Source organism: Tabrizicola thermarum (genome assembly GCF_003574395.1).
GTDB lineage: Bacteria > Pseudomonadota > Alphaproteobacteria > Rhodobacterales > Rhodobacteraceae > Tabrizicola > Tabrizicola thermarum.
This window is the reverse complement of sequence record NZ_QMJY01000078.1, coordinates 70002-83874: the sequence shown is the minus strand read 5'-3', so window position 1 is coordinate 83874 and position 13873 is coordinate 70002. Positions and strand designations below refer to the sequence as shown.

The 13873-nt window shown below is 67.0% G+C and carries 19 protein-coding genes; 8 read left to right on the top strand and 11 right to left on the bottom strand.

The genetic code is table 11. The features are described 5' to 3' along the window. Positions 1–18 precede the first annotated feature (18 nt). Positions 19–918: an adenosylcobinamide-phosphate synthase CbiB gene (gene cbiB, locus D5084_RS12665; protein ID WP_128515894.1), complete on the bottom strand. Its 900-nt coding sequence runs from the start codon at positions 916–918 to the stop codon at positions 19–21. 223 nt (positions 919–1141) lie between these two features. On the opposite strand from cbiB, the gene D5084_RS12660 reads away from it, so the two are divergent. Next, positions 1142–1495: a hypothetical protein gene (locus D5084_RS12660; protein WP_128515857.1), complete on the top strand. Its 354-nt coding sequence runs from the start codon at positions 1142–1144 to the stop codon at positions 1493–1495. Positions 1496–1576: 81 nt separating this feature from the next. Here D5084_RS12660 and D5084_RS12655 read toward each other — a convergent pair whose 3' ends face one another. Both D5084_RS12655 and D5084_RS12650 read right to left on the bottom strand, forming a co-directional pair. Then, positions 1577–2116 carry a L,D-transpeptidase family protein gene (locus D5084_RS12655; RefSeq protein ID WP_128515856.1) on the bottom strand — a complete coding sequence of 180 codons (540 nt, stop codon included), beginning with the start codon at positions 2114–2116 and terminating at the stop codon, positions 1577–1579. Further along, on the bottom strand, positions 2113–3285 hold the full coding sequence (locus D5084_RS12650) for a MalY/PatB family protein (RefSeq protein WP_128515855.1): 1173 nt from the start codon (positions 3283–3285) through the stop codon (positions 2113–2115). The genes D5084_RS12655 and D5084_RS12650 overlap by 4 nt, the downstream gene beginning before the upstream one ends. 206 nt (positions 3286–3491) lie before the next feature. Here D5084_RS12650 and def (D5084_RS12645) point away from each other — a divergent pair, with 206 nt between their 5' ends. The 4 genes from def (D5084_RS12645) to D5084_RS12630 are packed head-to-tail and all read left to right on the top strand — an operon-like array spanning position 3492 to position 5677. After that, on the top strand, positions 3492–4004 hold the full coding sequence (gene def / locus D5084_RS12645) for a peptide deformylase (RefSeq protein WP_128515854.1): 513 nt from the start codon (positions 3492–3494) through the stop codon (positions 4002–4004). Next, complete coding sequence (gene def / locus D5084_RS12640; protein WP_128515853.1) at positions 4001–4504, top strand: peptide deformylase; 504 nt, start codon at positions 4001–4003, stop codon at positions 4502–4504. The genes def (D5084_RS12645) and def (D5084_RS12640) overlap by 4 nt, the downstream gene beginning before the upstream one ends. Then, complete coding sequence (gene fmt / locus D5084_RS12635; RefSeq protein ID WP_128515852.1) at positions 4501–5391, top strand: methionyl-tRNA formyltransferase; 891 nt, start codon at positions 4501–4503, stop codon at positions 5389–5391. The genes def (D5084_RS12640) and fmt overlap by 4 nt, the downstream gene beginning before the upstream one ends. 52 nt (positions 5392–5443) lie before the next feature. Continuing rightward, a complete protein-coding gene (locus D5084_RS12630; RefSeq protein ID WP_128515851.1) occupies positions 5444–5677 on the top strand; it encodes a GlsB/YeaQ/YmgE family stress response membrane protein in 234 nt (77 codons plus the stop codon). Here D5084_RS12630 and D5084_RS12625 read toward each other — a convergent pair. The 8 genes from D5084_RS12625 to D5084_RS12590 all read right to left on the bottom strand — a co-directional run bounded on the left by D5084_RS12625 (position 5670) and on the right by D5084_RS12590 (position 10515). Further along, positions 5670–6170, bottom strand: coding sequence for a transcriptional regulator (locus D5084_RS12625; RefSeq protein ID WP_128515850.1), 501 nt, complete (start codon positions 6168–6170; stop codon positions 5670–5672). The two genes, D5084_RS12630 and D5084_RS12625, sit on opposite strands and share 8 nt — an antisense overlap. A gap of 41 nt (positions 6171–6211) precedes the next feature. Beyond that, the gene (locus D5084_RS12620) at positions 6212–6856 is read right to left on the bottom strand and encodes a trimeric intracellular cation channel family protein (RefSeq protein WP_128515849.1); all 645 of its coding nucleotides are present in this window, start codon (positions 6854–6856) and stop codon (positions 6212–6214) included. After that, on the bottom strand, positions 6856–7314 hold the full coding sequence (gene rnhA, locus D5084_RS12615) for a ribonuclease HI (RefSeq protein WP_128515848.1): 459 nt from the start codon (positions 7312–7314) through the stop codon (positions 6856–6858). Before rnhA ends, D5084_RS12620 begins: the two co-directional genes overlap by 1 nt. 1 nt (position 7315) lies before the next feature. Further along, on the bottom strand, positions 7316–7777 hold the full coding sequence (locus D5084_RS12610; RefSeq protein WP_128515847.1) for a DUF3429 domain-containing protein: 462 nt from the start codon (positions 7775–7777) through the stop codon (positions 7316–7318). A 36-nt stretch (positions 7778–7813) separates the two neighbouring features. Further along, positions 7814–8284: a hypothetical protein gene (locus D5084_RS12605; RefSeq protein ID WP_128515846.1), complete on the bottom strand. Its 471-nt coding sequence runs from the start codon at positions 8282–8284 to the stop codon at positions 7814–7816. After that, a complete protein-coding gene (gene ispH / locus D5084_RS12600; RefSeq protein ID WP_128515845.1) occupies positions 8284–9237 on the bottom strand; it encodes a 4-hydroxy-3-methylbut-2-enyl diphosphate reductase in 954 nt (317 codons plus the stop codon). The genes D5084_RS12605 and ispH overlap by 1 nt, the downstream gene beginning before the upstream one ends. Before the next feature lie 227 nt (positions 9238–9464). After that, positions 9465–9893 carry a YqaA family protein gene (locus D5084_RS12595; RefSeq protein WP_128515844.1) on the bottom strand — a complete coding sequence of 143 codons (429 nt, stop codon included), beginning with the start codon at positions 9891–9893 and terminating at the stop codon, positions 9465–9467. Positions 9894–9939: 46 nt separating this feature from the next. Beyond that, entirely contained in the window at positions 9940–10515 is a 576-nt protein-coding gene (locus tag D5084_RS12590; protein ID WP_128515843.1) for a LabA-like NYN domain-containing protein, read from the bottom strand. Between the two features lie 155 nt (positions 10516–10670). Here D5084_RS12590 and folK point away from each other — a divergent pair, with 155 nt between their 5' ends. The 3 genes from folK to D5084_RS12575 all read left to right on the top strand — a co-directional run bounded on the left by folK (position 10671) and on the right by D5084_RS12575 (position 13841). Further along, entirely contained in the window at positions 10671–11231 is a 561-nt protein-coding gene (folK, locus tag D5084_RS12585; RefSeq protein ID WP_238382638.1) for a 2-amino-4-hydroxy-6-hydroxymethyldihydropteridine diphosphokinase, read from the top strand. Positions 11232–11342: 111 nt separating this feature from the next. Beyond that, positions 11343–11696 carry a DNA-directed RNA polymerase subunit omega gene (gene rpoZ / locus D5084_RS12580; RefSeq protein WP_128515841.1) on the top strand — a complete coding sequence of 118 codons (354 nt, stop codon included), beginning with the start codon at positions 11343–11345 and terminating at the stop codon, positions 11694–11696. Positions 11697–11723: 27 nt separating this feature from the next. Further along, positions 11724–13841, top strand: coding sequence for a RelA/SpoT family protein (locus tag D5084_RS12575; RefSeq protein ID WP_128515840.1), 2118 nt, complete (start codon positions 11724–11726; stop codon positions 13839–13841). Positions 13842–13873: the final 32 nt, after the last annotated feature.

Below are 13873 nucleotides of genomic sequence, written 5' to 3'. Positions count from 1 at the left end.
TCTCCTTCAGGCCTGGCCCTAGAAGATGACGATCAGCGCGGCGATGGCAAGCACCGCGGCCCAGACCCGCCAGAGCGCATCGGCGGCGGCGTCGATGTCGTCCGGTCCGGGGTCGCGTCGGCCCTCGGGCCAGACCCAGGGATAGTCCTTGCGGACACCGTTGTAGCTGCGCGGGCCGGAGAGGGCGACGTTGAGGACCGGCGCGAGGGCGGATTCGGGCCAGCCGGCGTTCGGGCTGCGGTGCTTGGGCGCGTCGCGGAGGATCGGGGCGGGGTCCACCCAGCCATGGGTCAGCGCGATGAGAAGAGCGGTCAGGCGCGCGGGGATCAGGTTCAGCACATCGTCAAGGCGGGCCGAGGCCCAGCCGAAGTCGCGGTACTGCGGCGTCATGTGGCCGATCATGCTGTCGGCGGTGTTCACCAGCTTGTAGGCCAGAATCCCCGGCAGGCCCAGCAAGAGATACCAGAAGACCGGGGCGACCACGCCGTCCGACAGGTTCTCGGCCGCGCTTTCGATGGCGGCGCGGGCGATGTCGGGGCCGGTCATCTGCGCGGTGTCGCGGCCGACGATCATCGCGACGGCCCGGCGGCCTTCGGGCACCGAACGGCGCAGCGCGCTGGCCACGGCGCGGACATGTTCGACCAGGCTTTTCTGCGCGATCAGGATGGCGACGGTGATCGCTTCAAGCAGGCCGTGGTCGGGAATCAGGTGGATCAGCCAGCCAAGCGCGAGGCCGGTCAGGGCAAGACCCGCGGCGACCAGGGTGCCCTTGAGCTTGCGGTCCTCGCCGCGGTTGAACCGGCTGTCGCACCAGCCGACGAGACGCCCCATCAGGACGGCAGGATGCGGCAGGCGGTCCCAGAGCCAGCGCGGCTCGCCGAAGGCGGCGTCAAGAAGGAGGGCGGCGATCAGGATCATGCGCAGGGCTATTCCGCCGCCGGTGCCGATTCGCAAGCGCAACTGCTGCGTTGCGGCGTTTTCGCCGCGCAGCATGGCGGGATCGAGCGGGATCAACCAGAGGTTGCCATGCCCCTTGCCCGAACGCACATGCAGCCTTCATATTCCGGTAATACCCTTGTGGCAGCTTGATTTTCCGAAGGTCGTCCCCAAACTTCGGATTGGGGGAGAGGGTGAGGTTGCCATGCTTGAGTTTCTGCCGGCGGAAGTGCGCGAGGGGCTGGACGCCGCACGCAAGCGTGACCAGAAGCGCAAGTCGAAGCTGCGCGTGCAGGTTGGCGAAGCGGTCTATCCCGTGCTGCGGTTCTGGGACAACGGCTTTGCGCTGGATGCGGATTTCAGCCCGGGCAAGCTGCGCGGTCTGGTCGATGTGTTCGACGGCTCTCGCCATGTGTTCCAGTGCCTGATCGTCGCCTCCGGCATCGAGCATGGCGAGCTGGTCTGCGACTTCAAGCGCGCGACCGCCGTGACGGAACGGGCGCCGCTGGACTTCTGGCGCGACGAGAACGCGCCGGTGGGATACCTGTCCAAGGCGTGATGGCCTGGCCGCCTTCTCTCCTGCGGCTTCGTCGTCTTGTCGGGGCGACACGGCCCGGCGCGACGAGGCAAAGGGCGCGCGTCAGGGCCTGATTTCCACCCTGGTCCCGATGGGGGTGACGGCCCAGACCTCGCGCATCTCGGCATTGGTCAGGGCAATGCAGCCCGCCGTCCAGTCGCCTTTCAGCTTGAACCCTTCCGGCAGCGCGTTCGGCTGGCCGTGGATGAAGATGTCCCCGCCCGGAGAATAACCGCTCTTCGCCGCGCGGGCGCGGTCCGCGGGTCGCGGGTAGTCAAGCCCGAGCGACAGGTGAAAAGCACTTTCATCGTTGCGGCGGTCGATGGTGAATTCGCCCTCGGGCGTCTTGCCATCGCCCTGACGGATCTTGTCGCCCTCGGGCGTGAACCCAAGGGCGATCCGGTAGGTGCGCACCGGTTTGCCGTCCTGGAAAAGCTGCATCCGGCGGGCGGCCTTTTCGATCACGATCCGGTCCACCGTGCCGCTGAGCGGCGGGGGCGGCGGTGCGGCGACCCGCACCGGCGGGCTGTAGAGGGAAGCGGCGATGAAGCCGAGGACGGCCAGCAGAACAAGGTAAAGGACAAGGCGCAGGAAGCGGATCATTGCAGGTCGGCGAAGGCCCTTTGCAGCCGGCCGACCGCCTCGGCCACCTGGGCGCGCGGGCAGGCGAGGTTGAAGCGCAGGAAGTTCTCGCCCCCGGTGCCGAAGGCCGAGCCGTGGTTGGTGGCGATCCTGGCCTGTTTTTCGACCCGCGCGATGAATTCGGCCGGGGCCATGCCAGTGCCCGAAAAGTCGACCCAGGCGAGATAGGTCGCCTCCAGCGGCGTCGAGCGCAGTCCGGGGATTGCCGCGATGCCGGCGTCGAAAAGCTGCCGGTTGGCGTCGAGGTAGGGCATCAGCGCGTCGAGCCATGCGGCGCCTTCGGGCGAATAGGCGGCGGTGGCCATGTGCATCCCGAAGGAATTGGGCGAGATGCCCATCGCCATCATCGTGTCCGCGAAGGTCTTGCGCAGGGCGGGATCGGCGATGATGACATTGCCGATATGGGCGCCGGCGATGTTGAAGGTCTTGGTAGAGGCCGTCATCATCACCAGCCGGTCGGCGATCCCGGGCGCGGCGAGGGGCATGACGGTATGTTTCTGCCCGGGAAAGACGAGGTCGTGGTGGATCTCGTCCGAGACCAGGATCAGGTCGTGCCTGACGCAGAAATCCGCCACGGCGCGGAGTTCGTCCGGGGTCCAGACCCGGCCGCCCGGATTGTGCGGCGAGCAGAGGATCAGCATGGTCTCGCGCCCGGTGAGACGCTGTTCCCAGGCGGCGAAATCCATCCGGGCGGTGCCATCGACGAGGGCGAGCGGGCATTCCACCACCTCGCGCCCGGCGGCTTTGATGATCCGGGAAAAGGCGTGGTAGACCGGGGTCATCAGGATGATGCCATCACCCGGTTGCGTGAAGCTGTGGATGCACAGTGCGGTGCCGTTCACCAGGCCATGGGTGGTGAAGATCCAGTCCGGCTGCACCTCCCAGCCGTGGCGGGTGGACATCCACCAGCGGATCGCCTGAAGATAGGCGCGGTCGTCGCCGAAATAGCCGTAGACGCCGTGGTCGAGCATCCTTTGCAGCGCGTCCTGCACCACCTGCGGCGGCCGGAACTCCATGTCCGCAACCCACATCGCCAGGCCCTCGTCGGGCTTCAGGCCGTAAAGGGGTTCCAGCATGTCCCACTTGACGCAATGGGAGCCCGCGCGGGAGATTGGAGTGTCGAAGGTCATTTCACCTGGCCTGAGGTTTGGGATTTTCATCCGATTATTGCATCCTGATCGGGAAGTCATCCCGATTTTTCGTATTATAGTGGAACATGAATCCAGTATTTCGCCTATATCCGGAACGAATGTATTTCGAGTCCGTCTGCCGGTTCGGGGCCGCGGATCTGCGCCAGCCTCTTGCCATCGCGGGTCCGCTTTCGTAGATCGCTGTCATGATCCGCCCCATCCTGATCCATCCTGACCCGCGCCTCAAGAAGGTCTGCGATCCCGTGGGCGAAATCACCCCCGAGATCAGGCAGCTGGCCGCCGACATGCTGGAGACGATGTATGACGCGCCCGGCATCGGCCTGGCCGCGCCGCAGGTGGGGGTGACGAAGCGGCTGATCGTGATGGACTGCATCAAGGAGGGCGACCCGGAGCCGATGGCGCTGGTCAACCCCCAGATCGTCTGGTCCTCCGAAGACCTGTCCACCTACGAGGAAGGCTGCCTGTCGATCCCCGAGCAATACGCCGAGGTGAAGCGCCCCGCCGAAGTCAGGGTGCGCTGGCGGGCGCTGGACGGGTCGGAGCAGGAGCGGCAGTTCTCGGGCCTCTGGGCGACCTGCGTGCAGCACGAGATCGACCATCTGGATGGCAAGCTGTTCATCGACTATCTGGGCCCGCTGAAGCGGCAGATGATCACCCGCAAGATGGAAAAGCTGAAGCGGGAACGGGCGCGGGCGTGACGGTCCGGCGCTGCGTTCCCTGGCCTGCGGCGGTGTTGCGGACACCGGCTGCGGATGTGGCGGCGATCAGCGATGAGGTCCGCACAATCTGGGCCGACATGATCGACACGATGGAGGCGATGCCGGGCTATGGTCTGGCGGCGGTGCAGATCGGGGTGCCGTTGCGGCTGGCGGTGGTGGACTGTTCCGAAAGCCGGGGGCAGGCGGTGCGGATGGCGAACCCTTCGGTGCTGCACGCAAGCGGGCAGATGCGCGAGCATGAGGAAGCCTCGCCCAACCTGCCGGGCGTCTCGGCGGTGATTTCCCGCCCGCGGGCGGTGACGGTGCGGTTTCTGAATGAGAGGGGCGAGGTCGAGGAGCGGGATTTCGTCGGGCTTTGGGCGACGAGCGTGCAGCATCAGATCGACCATCTGGCGGGGAAGATGTATTTCGACCACCTCTCGCCCCTGAAGCGGAAGATGCTGATCGCAAAGGCGCAAAAGCTGGGGCGGCGCGGATGAAAGTCGTTTTCATGGGCACGCCGGAGTTTTCCGTCCCGGTGCTGGAGGCGCTGCACGCCCGGCATCGGATCGTCGCGGTCTATTGCCAGCCGCCGCGTCCGGCGGGTCGGGGCAAGGCGGACCGGCCAAGCCCGGTGCAGGCGCGGGCCGAGGCCCTGGGGCTGACCGTGCGCCATCCGGTCAGCCTGCGCAGCGAGGAGGCGCAGCGGGACTTCGCCGCCCTGGATGCGGATGTCGCGGTTGTGGTCGCCTATGGGCTGATCCTGCCGCAGGCGGTGCTGGACGCGCCGCGCCTGGGGTGTCTGAACATTCACGCAAGCCTCTTGCCCCGTTGGCGCGGCGCGGCGCCGATCCATCGGGCGATCATGGCCGGCGACCGGGAAACCGGGGTCTGCATCATGCAGATGGAGGCGGGGCTTGATACCGGGCCGGTCCTTCTGCGCGAGGCCGTGGGGATCGGCGCCGAGGAGACGACGGCCGAGCTGCACGACCGGCTGAGTGCGCTGGGCGCGCGGCTGATCGTGCAGGCGCTGGACAGCTTGCCGCTGCCCGCCACGCCGCAGCCCGAGGCGGGCGTGACCTATGCCGCCAAGATCGACAAGGCCGAGGCGCGGGTGGACTGGACCCGCCCGGCGGTCGAGGTGGACCGGCTGATCCGCGGCCTGTCGCCCTTTCCCGGAGCCTGGACCGAAGTCAACGGCGAGAGGGTGAAGCTGCTTCGCTCGCGGCTGGCCGATGGGCAGGGCACGCCGGGGCAGGTCCTCGGCGGCTTTACCGTGGCCTGTGGCGAGGGCGCCGTCGAGGTGCTGGAAGCACAGCGCGAGGGCAAGCGACCGATGCCCGCAGCCGAAGTGCTGCGCGGTCTGATTCTGCCTGCGGCGCTATAGCGCGGGGGTATCGGGGTTCCCATATTCCGCTGACAAGGGTGGGAGGGACGCCATGCCGCTAGTTGCTCTCTTGATCGTCGGGGTTGCCGCGGGCTTTCTGGCCAGCCGCATCCTGAAGGTGAACATGGACACGCCGTCCACCATCGCGCTGGGCGTGCTGGGCGCGCTGATCGGGACCGTGGTCCTGCGCGGGCTGGTGATGCTGGCGGGGATCGGGGCCGGGTTCGTCGGGGCGCTGCTGGGGGCGCTGGTGCTGATCTGGGCGTGGAAATCCTGGGTCAGGTAAGCCGTTTCACCGCATCCTTCAGGCGCAGGTCCGTCGGCCCCGCCGCCGACCAGAGCTCCAGGCCCTGCCAGGCGGCAAACAGAAGCGCCGCGCTTTCGCGGGCCTTGGTGCCAGAGCCGAGCCGTTCGGCCAGCGCGGCCTCGACCCCTGCGCGCCAGGCCGCTGCGCGCTGCGCGAGGTCGGGATCGCGCAGATCTGCGGCAATTTCCGTGACCTTGACCGGGCCGATCGCCTTCAACAGCCCCTGCGGCCCCTTGCCGGCGGTTGCGGCCACCGCTTCGCCCGTCCGCTGGTCCAGCGCATCCCAGAAGGCCAGCCGCGCCGCGCGCACCATCGCATCGCGGCTGCCATAGCGCTGCACCAGGGTCGGCGGCGCAAGGCCGGTCGCGGTGGCGACAGAGCCGAAGGAGACCGCCTTGTCGCCGCCCTCTTCCAGCAGGCGCTGGATGATGCCAAAGACGGTTGCGTCCGGGATGATGCGTTTGCGCGCCATTCCCCGAACCTAAACGAATGTTCGTTCACGGATCAAGCCCGCTAGCGCTTTGGCGCCCCCGGGCGCGGGGGTTGCGACCTGTAGACCGGGAGCCGCCAGCCCAATGCGATGCTGCCCGCGCGCAAGGTAAAGACGAGCGCGGCGCAGATCACCAGCGACAGGCCGTCCCCCAGCCCGGCCAGGCCTGCCAGGACCGCCCCAAGCGACCCGGCCATGGCGCAGGTGGCGTAAAGCTCGCCCTGTTTCAGGATCAGCGGCACTTCGTTGCAGACCACATCGCGCAGAAGGCCGCCCATGCAGCCTGTCAGCATCCCCATCACCAGGACGATGGGCCAGCCCTGACCCTCGGCCAGGGCCACGGCGACCCCGGCGGGGACGGCGACGGCAAGGGCGAAGGCGTCGAACCACAAAAGCGCGCGATAGCGGCTTTCCAGAAGATGCGCGGAGAAGAAGACCAGGATCGCGGCGGCGGTGGCTACGCCCAGCGGCAGGGGATCGGCGACCCAGAACACCTCGCGGTTCAGGATCGTGTCGCGCAGGGTGCCGCCGCCGACGGCCGTCAGGCAGGCGATGAAGATGAAGCCCACGATGTCAAGCTGCGACCGGCTGGCCGCCAGCGCTCCGGTCAGCGCAAAGACCAGAACCGAGGCATAGTCGAGCCCATCCTGAAGCGTGAAAGCCGACATCAGGCCGGGGCCTTGAACGGCGCCATCCCGGCACGGGCCAGGGCATCGGCGCGTTCGTTTTCCGCGTGGCCCGCATGGCCCTTGATCCAGCGCCAGGTTACCTTGTGCCGGGCGGCGGCAGCCTCAAGCCGTTGCCAAAGCTCGACATTCTTGACCGGAGAGCCCCCCGCCGTGCGCCAGCCCTTGCGCTTCCAGCCGTCCAGCCATTCGGTGATGCCGTTCTTCACATAGGCGCTGTCGGTGACGATGGTCACTTCGGAGGGCCGGGTCAGAGCTTCCAGCGCCGAGATCGCGGCGAGGAGTTCCATCCGGTTGTTGGTGGTCAGCGCCTCGCCGCCGGAAAGCTCGCGTTCCTTGACGACGGTGCCGTTCTCGCGGGCGATCAGCAGCACGCCCCAGCCGCCCGGGCCGGGGTTGCCGGAACAGGCGCCATCGGTATAGGCGAAAAGTTCGGCCATCTCAGGCCTGCAAGGGGATGGCGAGGCAGGCCAGGACCACCACGGTCAGCATGACCCTGAGGCGCAGCCACCAGCGCGGGGCAAGGCCCCAGGCGGAAAACATCGCGTCGAGCAGAAGGAGACCGACGAAGCCCGCCGCGAGGAAGATCCTCGAGCTGTCGGAGGCGTCGGTCACCATGAAGAATGCCCAGAGCGCGGGGATGACCGAGAGCGTGTAGGCCAGGGTCGCCTCACGACCTTCGGCCCTGGTCGCAAAGCCCCAGAGGACGCCGGACATGAAGGCGAGGATGACGGTGCCGTAGGTCAGCCCGACATAGGCGCCCAGGAACATCGGGGAAAGCCATTGCCCGGCCATGCCCGACAGGGCCGGGGACAGGTGCGTGGCGGCCGACCAGAGGAACGGGATCAGCCCGGCAAGGCCGAGCAAGAGGGCGGGACGGGGAATGCGGGTGTCGTCGGTCATGGCGCTGATCTAGCCTGAGGTGCGGCGCAAGGCCAGTCAGTCCGGGTCGGTGAAACGGTTGAAGCGTGGCGGGATCGCGGCGGCGATGGCGGCCAGGACCTTGCCGACACGCTCGACATCGGCGTCGCGGGGCTGGGAGGGAAGGTCGACCGTGCCCTCGGCAAGGGTCACGCGCCCCCAGGCCAGCCCCCCGCCGACAATCGGGGTATCCGTCTCACGGGCGGGCCTTGCGACCAGGCCGCTTTCCCTGGCTGCCGTCCGGATCGCGTCCAGCGCGGCCTCGGGAACCTTGGCGCGGCGCAGTTTGCAGGCCGGGCCTTCCGTCTCATATCCCTTGCAGTGCTTCAGCTCCAGCTGCCCGTCCTCGCGGATCAGGATGCTGGTCTCCCAGGCATATTCCGGGGGAAGGCTGCCGTTGTTGGTCCAATAGTTGACGAGGACCGGGGCGAGTTCGTCGGCTTGGACGGGCAGGCTCAGGGCGAGAAAGAGGGCGAGGCGACGCAACATCAGACAGGCTCGCGCAGGATGCGGGGGACCTTGAATTCGATGTCCTCGACGGCGGTCTCCACCAGATCGAGGGTAACATCGTAGCGGGCGCGGAAGGCGTCGATGACTTCGGTGACAAGGACCTCGGGCGCGCTGGCCCCGGCGGTCAGGCCGATGGCACGGGCGCCTTGGAGGGCGCGCCAGTCGATGTCGGCGGCGCGCTGGATCAGCATGGAATAGGGGCAGCCGGCGGCGGTGCCGACCTCGACCAGGCGTCGGGAGTTCGAGGAATTGGGGGCGCCGATCACGAGGAGAGCGTCGATCTTCGGCGCCATCGCCTTGACGGCGGCCTGGCGGTTGGTGGTGGCGTAGCAGATGTCGTCGTGGGCGGGGGCGTGGATGAGCGGGAAGCGTGCCTTCAGGGCGGCGGCGATCTCGGCGGTGTCGTCGACCGAGAGGGTGGTCTGGGTGATGAAGGCGAGTTTCGCAGGGTCGCGGACCGTGAGCTTCGCCACGTCCTCGACGGTCTCGACCAGCAGGACCTCGCCCGGTGGGAGCTGGCCCATGGTGCCGATGGTCTCGGGGTGGCCGGCGTGGCCGATGTAGATCATCTGGGTCCCGGCCTCGTGGTGGCGGGCGGCTTCGTTGTGGACCTTGGTGACGAGGGGGCAGGTCGCGTCCACCGCGATCATGTTCCGGGCGGCGGCCTCGGCGGGGACGGATTTGGGGACGCCGTGAGCGGAGAAGACCACGGGGCGGTCGGTGGGGCAGTCTGCCAGGTCCTCGACGAAGATCGCGCCTTTCGCCTTCAGGGCGTCGACCACAAACCTGTTGTGGACGATCTCGTGCCGGACGTAGACGGGGGCGCCCCATTTCTGCAGGGCCATCTCGACGATCTTGATCGCCCGGTCCACCCCGGCGCAAAAGCCGCGGGGGGCGGCGAGGGAGAGGGTGAGGGGGGGCAGGTCGGGCATGGGGCGGGTTCCGGCAGGGGTCGGGCACAGGTTTAGGGGGTGAAGGCAGCCGCGTCCAGCGCCGCGCGCGGCGCGATTTGCGGGGTGAGGGATTTCAAGGGGTTGGCTGTGGGCGTTAGGGATCGGTTAACTTCTACGCCTTCTCGTCCGCCTCCTCGTTCGACTTCGTCTCCTCGTCGGGTGGGACCCGAGCGAGGAGGCCCGAAGGGGGCCGTCGAGCGGTGTGGTCAGGCGCCGAAGGCTGCGGCCCCGAGCCAACCCAGCGCGATATAGCGGCCGGTCTTGGCGATGGCGACGAGGAGGAGGAACACCGCAAACGGCACGCGCAGCACCCCGGACAGGGCCACGATCATGTCGCCGAACGGCGCCCAGCTGAGCAGCAGCAGCCACAGGCCCCAGCGCGCCCACCAGCCTTCGGCCCGCGCCATCCGGGCGGGCTTCAAGGGAAACCAGCGGTGGTCGCGCTGGTCCGAGAGCCAGCGGCCAAGGCCATAGGTCACGCAGGACCCGAGCGTGTTGCCGACAGAGGCGACAACGACCAGCCAGAACGTCTCTGATCCCGCAGCCTGAAGGCCGAGGAACACCACTTCCGACTGAAACGGAACCGGCGTCGCGGCCAGAAAGGCCGCGACGAACAGGCCTGACAGCGCGATCATGCCGCGATCACGAGGCGCTCCCCAGCCACCCCGGTGATCCCGGACCTCACTTCGCCTCGACCGCGACCTCTTCGCCGACCACCGGGCGCGGTTCGCGCGGCGGGCGGCCGATGACTTCGCGCAGCTCGTCCAGCTCGATGAAGTTGTCGGCCTGGCGGCGGAGTTCGTCCGCGATCATCGGCGGCTGGCTGCGGATGGTGGACACCACCGACACCCGAACCCCCTGACGTTGCAGGCTTTCCACCAGCGGACGGAAGTCGCCGTCGCCGGAGAAGAGCACCACATGATCGACGCGCGCCGCAAGCTCCATGGCATCGACGCACAGTTCGATGTCCATGTTGCCCTTCACCTTCCGGCGACCCTGGCTGTCGGTGTATTCCTTCGCCGGTTTCGTGCGCATGGTGAAGCCGTTGTAGTGCAGCCAGTCCACCAGCGGCCGGATCGGCGAGTAGTCGTCGTTTTCCAGCAGTGCGGTGTAGTAGAAGGCGCGGAGCAGTTTGCCCCGACGCATGAACTCCATCCGCAACAGCTTGTAGTCGATGTCGAAACCAAGCGCCTTGGCGGCCGCGTAAAGGTTCGAACCATCAATGAACAGCGCTAGCCGTTCGTCCTTGTAAAACATGTAAAGGTCCCCTCAATGTCGCCGCGGAAGCAATGTGTCGTGTCTTGTGCACGGCCAAAATGGAATTTCGCGCGGCTAACCCCTTGTGAATAGCAGTCGGACGAGGTTTCCGACAAGTGAAGTATAGGAAAATAATCCCGGCGATGGTGAACTCCATGCACGCACTGGTTGCACTCGGCGCAAACCTGCCATTCCGGGGCGATCCCCCGGAGACGACTTTGGCGCGCGCTCTCAAAGCGCTTTCCGAAGAAGGCCTTTCGCTTCTTGCGGTTAGCCGATTCTTCGCGACGCCCTGCTTTCCGGCGGGCGCCGGGCCGGACTATGTGAATGCCGCGGCGATGCTGACGGTCGATGCGGAAAGTGACGCAACGGCAATTCTGGCTGTGCTGCACCGGGTCGAAGAGCGGTTCGGCCGCAGGCGCGACACCCGCTGGGGCATGCGGACGCTGGACATCGACCTTCTGGCCCTGGGCGATTCGGTCCTGCCGGATGGGGATGCGCAGGACGAATGGCGCAATCTGTCGCCGGACCGCCAGATCGGAAGTGCCCCGGATCGCCTGATCCTGCCGCATCCGCGGCTACAGGATCGGGCCTTCGTGCTGGTGCCCCTGGCGGAGGTGGCGCCGGACTGGGTGCATCCGCGCACCGGGCAGACCGTCGCCGCGATGCTGGCGGCCCTGCCTGCCGCGGATGTCGCGGCGGTGAAGCCGTTGTGATCGCCTTGCAGGATCAAACCCCCTGAATTTGGCCGATTTGCCGCTTGTCAAGCCTGTCCGGGCGGCATAAAGAGGCGTCTTCCAGCGAAGTTTGCCGATTGGAGTATCCCCATGGCCCGCGTGACGGTCGAAGATTGCGTTGACAAGGTCCCGAACCGGTTCGAGCTGGTGATGCTGGCCGCCCACCGGGCGCGCGAGATCGCTGCGGGCTCGCCCGTCCTGGTGGATCGCGACAACGACAAGAACCCGGTCGTCGCGCTGCGCGAGATCGCGGAAGAGGCGATTTCGGCCGAGGTTCTGCGCGAGCGGATGATCGAAAGCTATCAGACCCAGATCGAGGTCGACGAGCCGGAAGAGGATCAGATGGCGCTGCTCATGGGTGGCGAGATCGATCGTCCGATGGCCGACGACATGTCGGAAGAAAAGCTGCTGCGCGCGCTGATGGAAGCCCAGGGCGAGTTCTGACGGGGGTTTCCCCGCGAAGGGGCGGTGATGATCGACGTCGAAGACCTCATCGCCCTGGTCCGCAACTACAACCCGCGGTGCAATGCCGACCTGATCCGCCGGGCCTATGCCTATGGCCTGAAGATGCATGAGGGCCAGTTCCGCAAATCGGGCGAGCCCTATTTCACCCATCCCGTCGCGGTGGCGGCGATCCTGACCGAGCAGCGGCTGGATGATGCGACGATCGTCACCGCCCTGCTGCACGACACGATCGAGGACACGCGGTCGACCTATGCCGATCTTGCGGCCCAGTTCGGCGAGGAAGTGGCCGAGCTGGTCGACGGCGTGACCAAGCTGACGAACCTGCAACTGTCCAGCACCGAAAGCCAGCAGGCCGAGAACTTCCGCAAGCTGTTCATGGCGATGTCCCGCGACCTGCGGGTCATCCTGGTGAAACTGGCCGACCGTCTGCACAACATGCGGACGATCAAGTCGATGAGCCCGGAGAAGCAGGCCCAGAAGGCGCGCGAGACGATGGAGATCTTCGCTCCGCTGGCGGGCCGGATGGGGATGCAGTGGATGCGCGAGGAGCTGGAGGATCTGTCCTTCAAGGTCCTGAACCCCGAGGCGCGCAATTCGATCATGCGCCGCTTCCTGACCTTGCAGCGCGAGACCGGCGATGTGGTCCACCAGATCAGCGGCGACATCCGGCACGAGCTGGAGAAGGCGCGGATCGAGGCCGACGTGTTCGGCCGCGCGAAGAAGCCCTACAGCATCTGGCGCAAGATGCAGGAGAAGGACCTGGCCTTCAGCCGGCTGTCCGACATCTACGGGTTCCGGGTGATCTGTTCCTCGGTCGCGGATTGCTACCGGATTCTGGGCGTGATCCACCAGCGCTGGCGCGCGGTGCCGGGGCGGTTCAAGGATTACATCAGCCAGCCGAAGAACAACGGCTATCGGTCGATCCACACCACGGTCAGCGGCCGCGACGGCAAGCGGGTCGAGGTGCAGATCCGCACGCGCGAGATGCACGAGGTGGCCGAGGCAGGCGTTGCGGCGCACTGGTCCTACCGCGAGGGCGTGCGGGCGGTGAACCCCTTCGCGGTGGACCCGGCCAAGTGGATCGCGGCGCTGACGGAACGGCTGGACGAGGGCGACACGGACGAGTTCCTGGAGCACGTCAAGCTGGAGATGTATTCCGACCAGGTCTTCTGCTTCACGCCGAAGGGCGACGTGATCCAGTTGCCGCGCGGGGCGACTCCGCTGGATTTCGCCTATGCGATCCATACGCGGATCGGCAATTCCTGCGTCTCGGCCAAGATCGACGGCATCCGGGTGCCCCTGTGGACGCGGCTGAAGAACGGCCAGTCGGTCGAGATCATCACGGCGGAAGGGCAGCGGCCGCAGGCGTCGTGGATCGACATCGTGACCACGGGCCGGGCGAAGGCGGCGATCCGGCGCAGCCTGCGCGAGGAGGACCGGGGGCGGTTCGTCAAGCTGGGTCAGGAGCTGGCGCGGGCGGCCTTCGACCATGTCGGCAAGAAGGCAACCGACAAGGCCCTGCGCACGGCGGCCAAGATGCTGGGGCTGGCCGACGAGAACGACCTTCTGGCACGGGTCGGGTCGGCCGAACTGCCGGCGCGGCGGGTGGTGGAGACGCTGTATCCCGAACTGGCGCAGGCGGTGGCGGAAGAAGTGGACTCCGGCCGCCCGGTCGCCGGGCTGACCGCGGATCAGGCCTTCCGGCGGGCGAACTGCTGCCAGCCGGTGCCGGGAGAGCGGATCGTGGGAATCACCTACCGGGGGCAGGGCGTGGTGGTCCATGCCATCGACTGCCCCGCGCTGGAAGAGTTCGAGGACCAGACCTCGCGCTGGGTCGATCTGCACTGGCATTCTGGCCGTCACAAGCCGGTGTTCACGGTCAGCCTGGACATGACGATTTCGAACGACGCGGGCGTCCTGGGGCGCATCTGCACGCTGATCGGCGAGCAGAAGGCCAATATCAGCGACCTGCGCTTTACCGACCGGAAACCGGACTTCTATCGCCTCATTGTTGACGTGGACCTGCGGGATGTTGAGCATCTGCACATGGTCATGACCGCACTGGAAGCCGAAACCGACGTGGCGCAGATATCGCGTCATCGGGATTTGACACGGCGGCCATAGGACAGCAGAACGGGCTTAATCGGGTCGAAGAG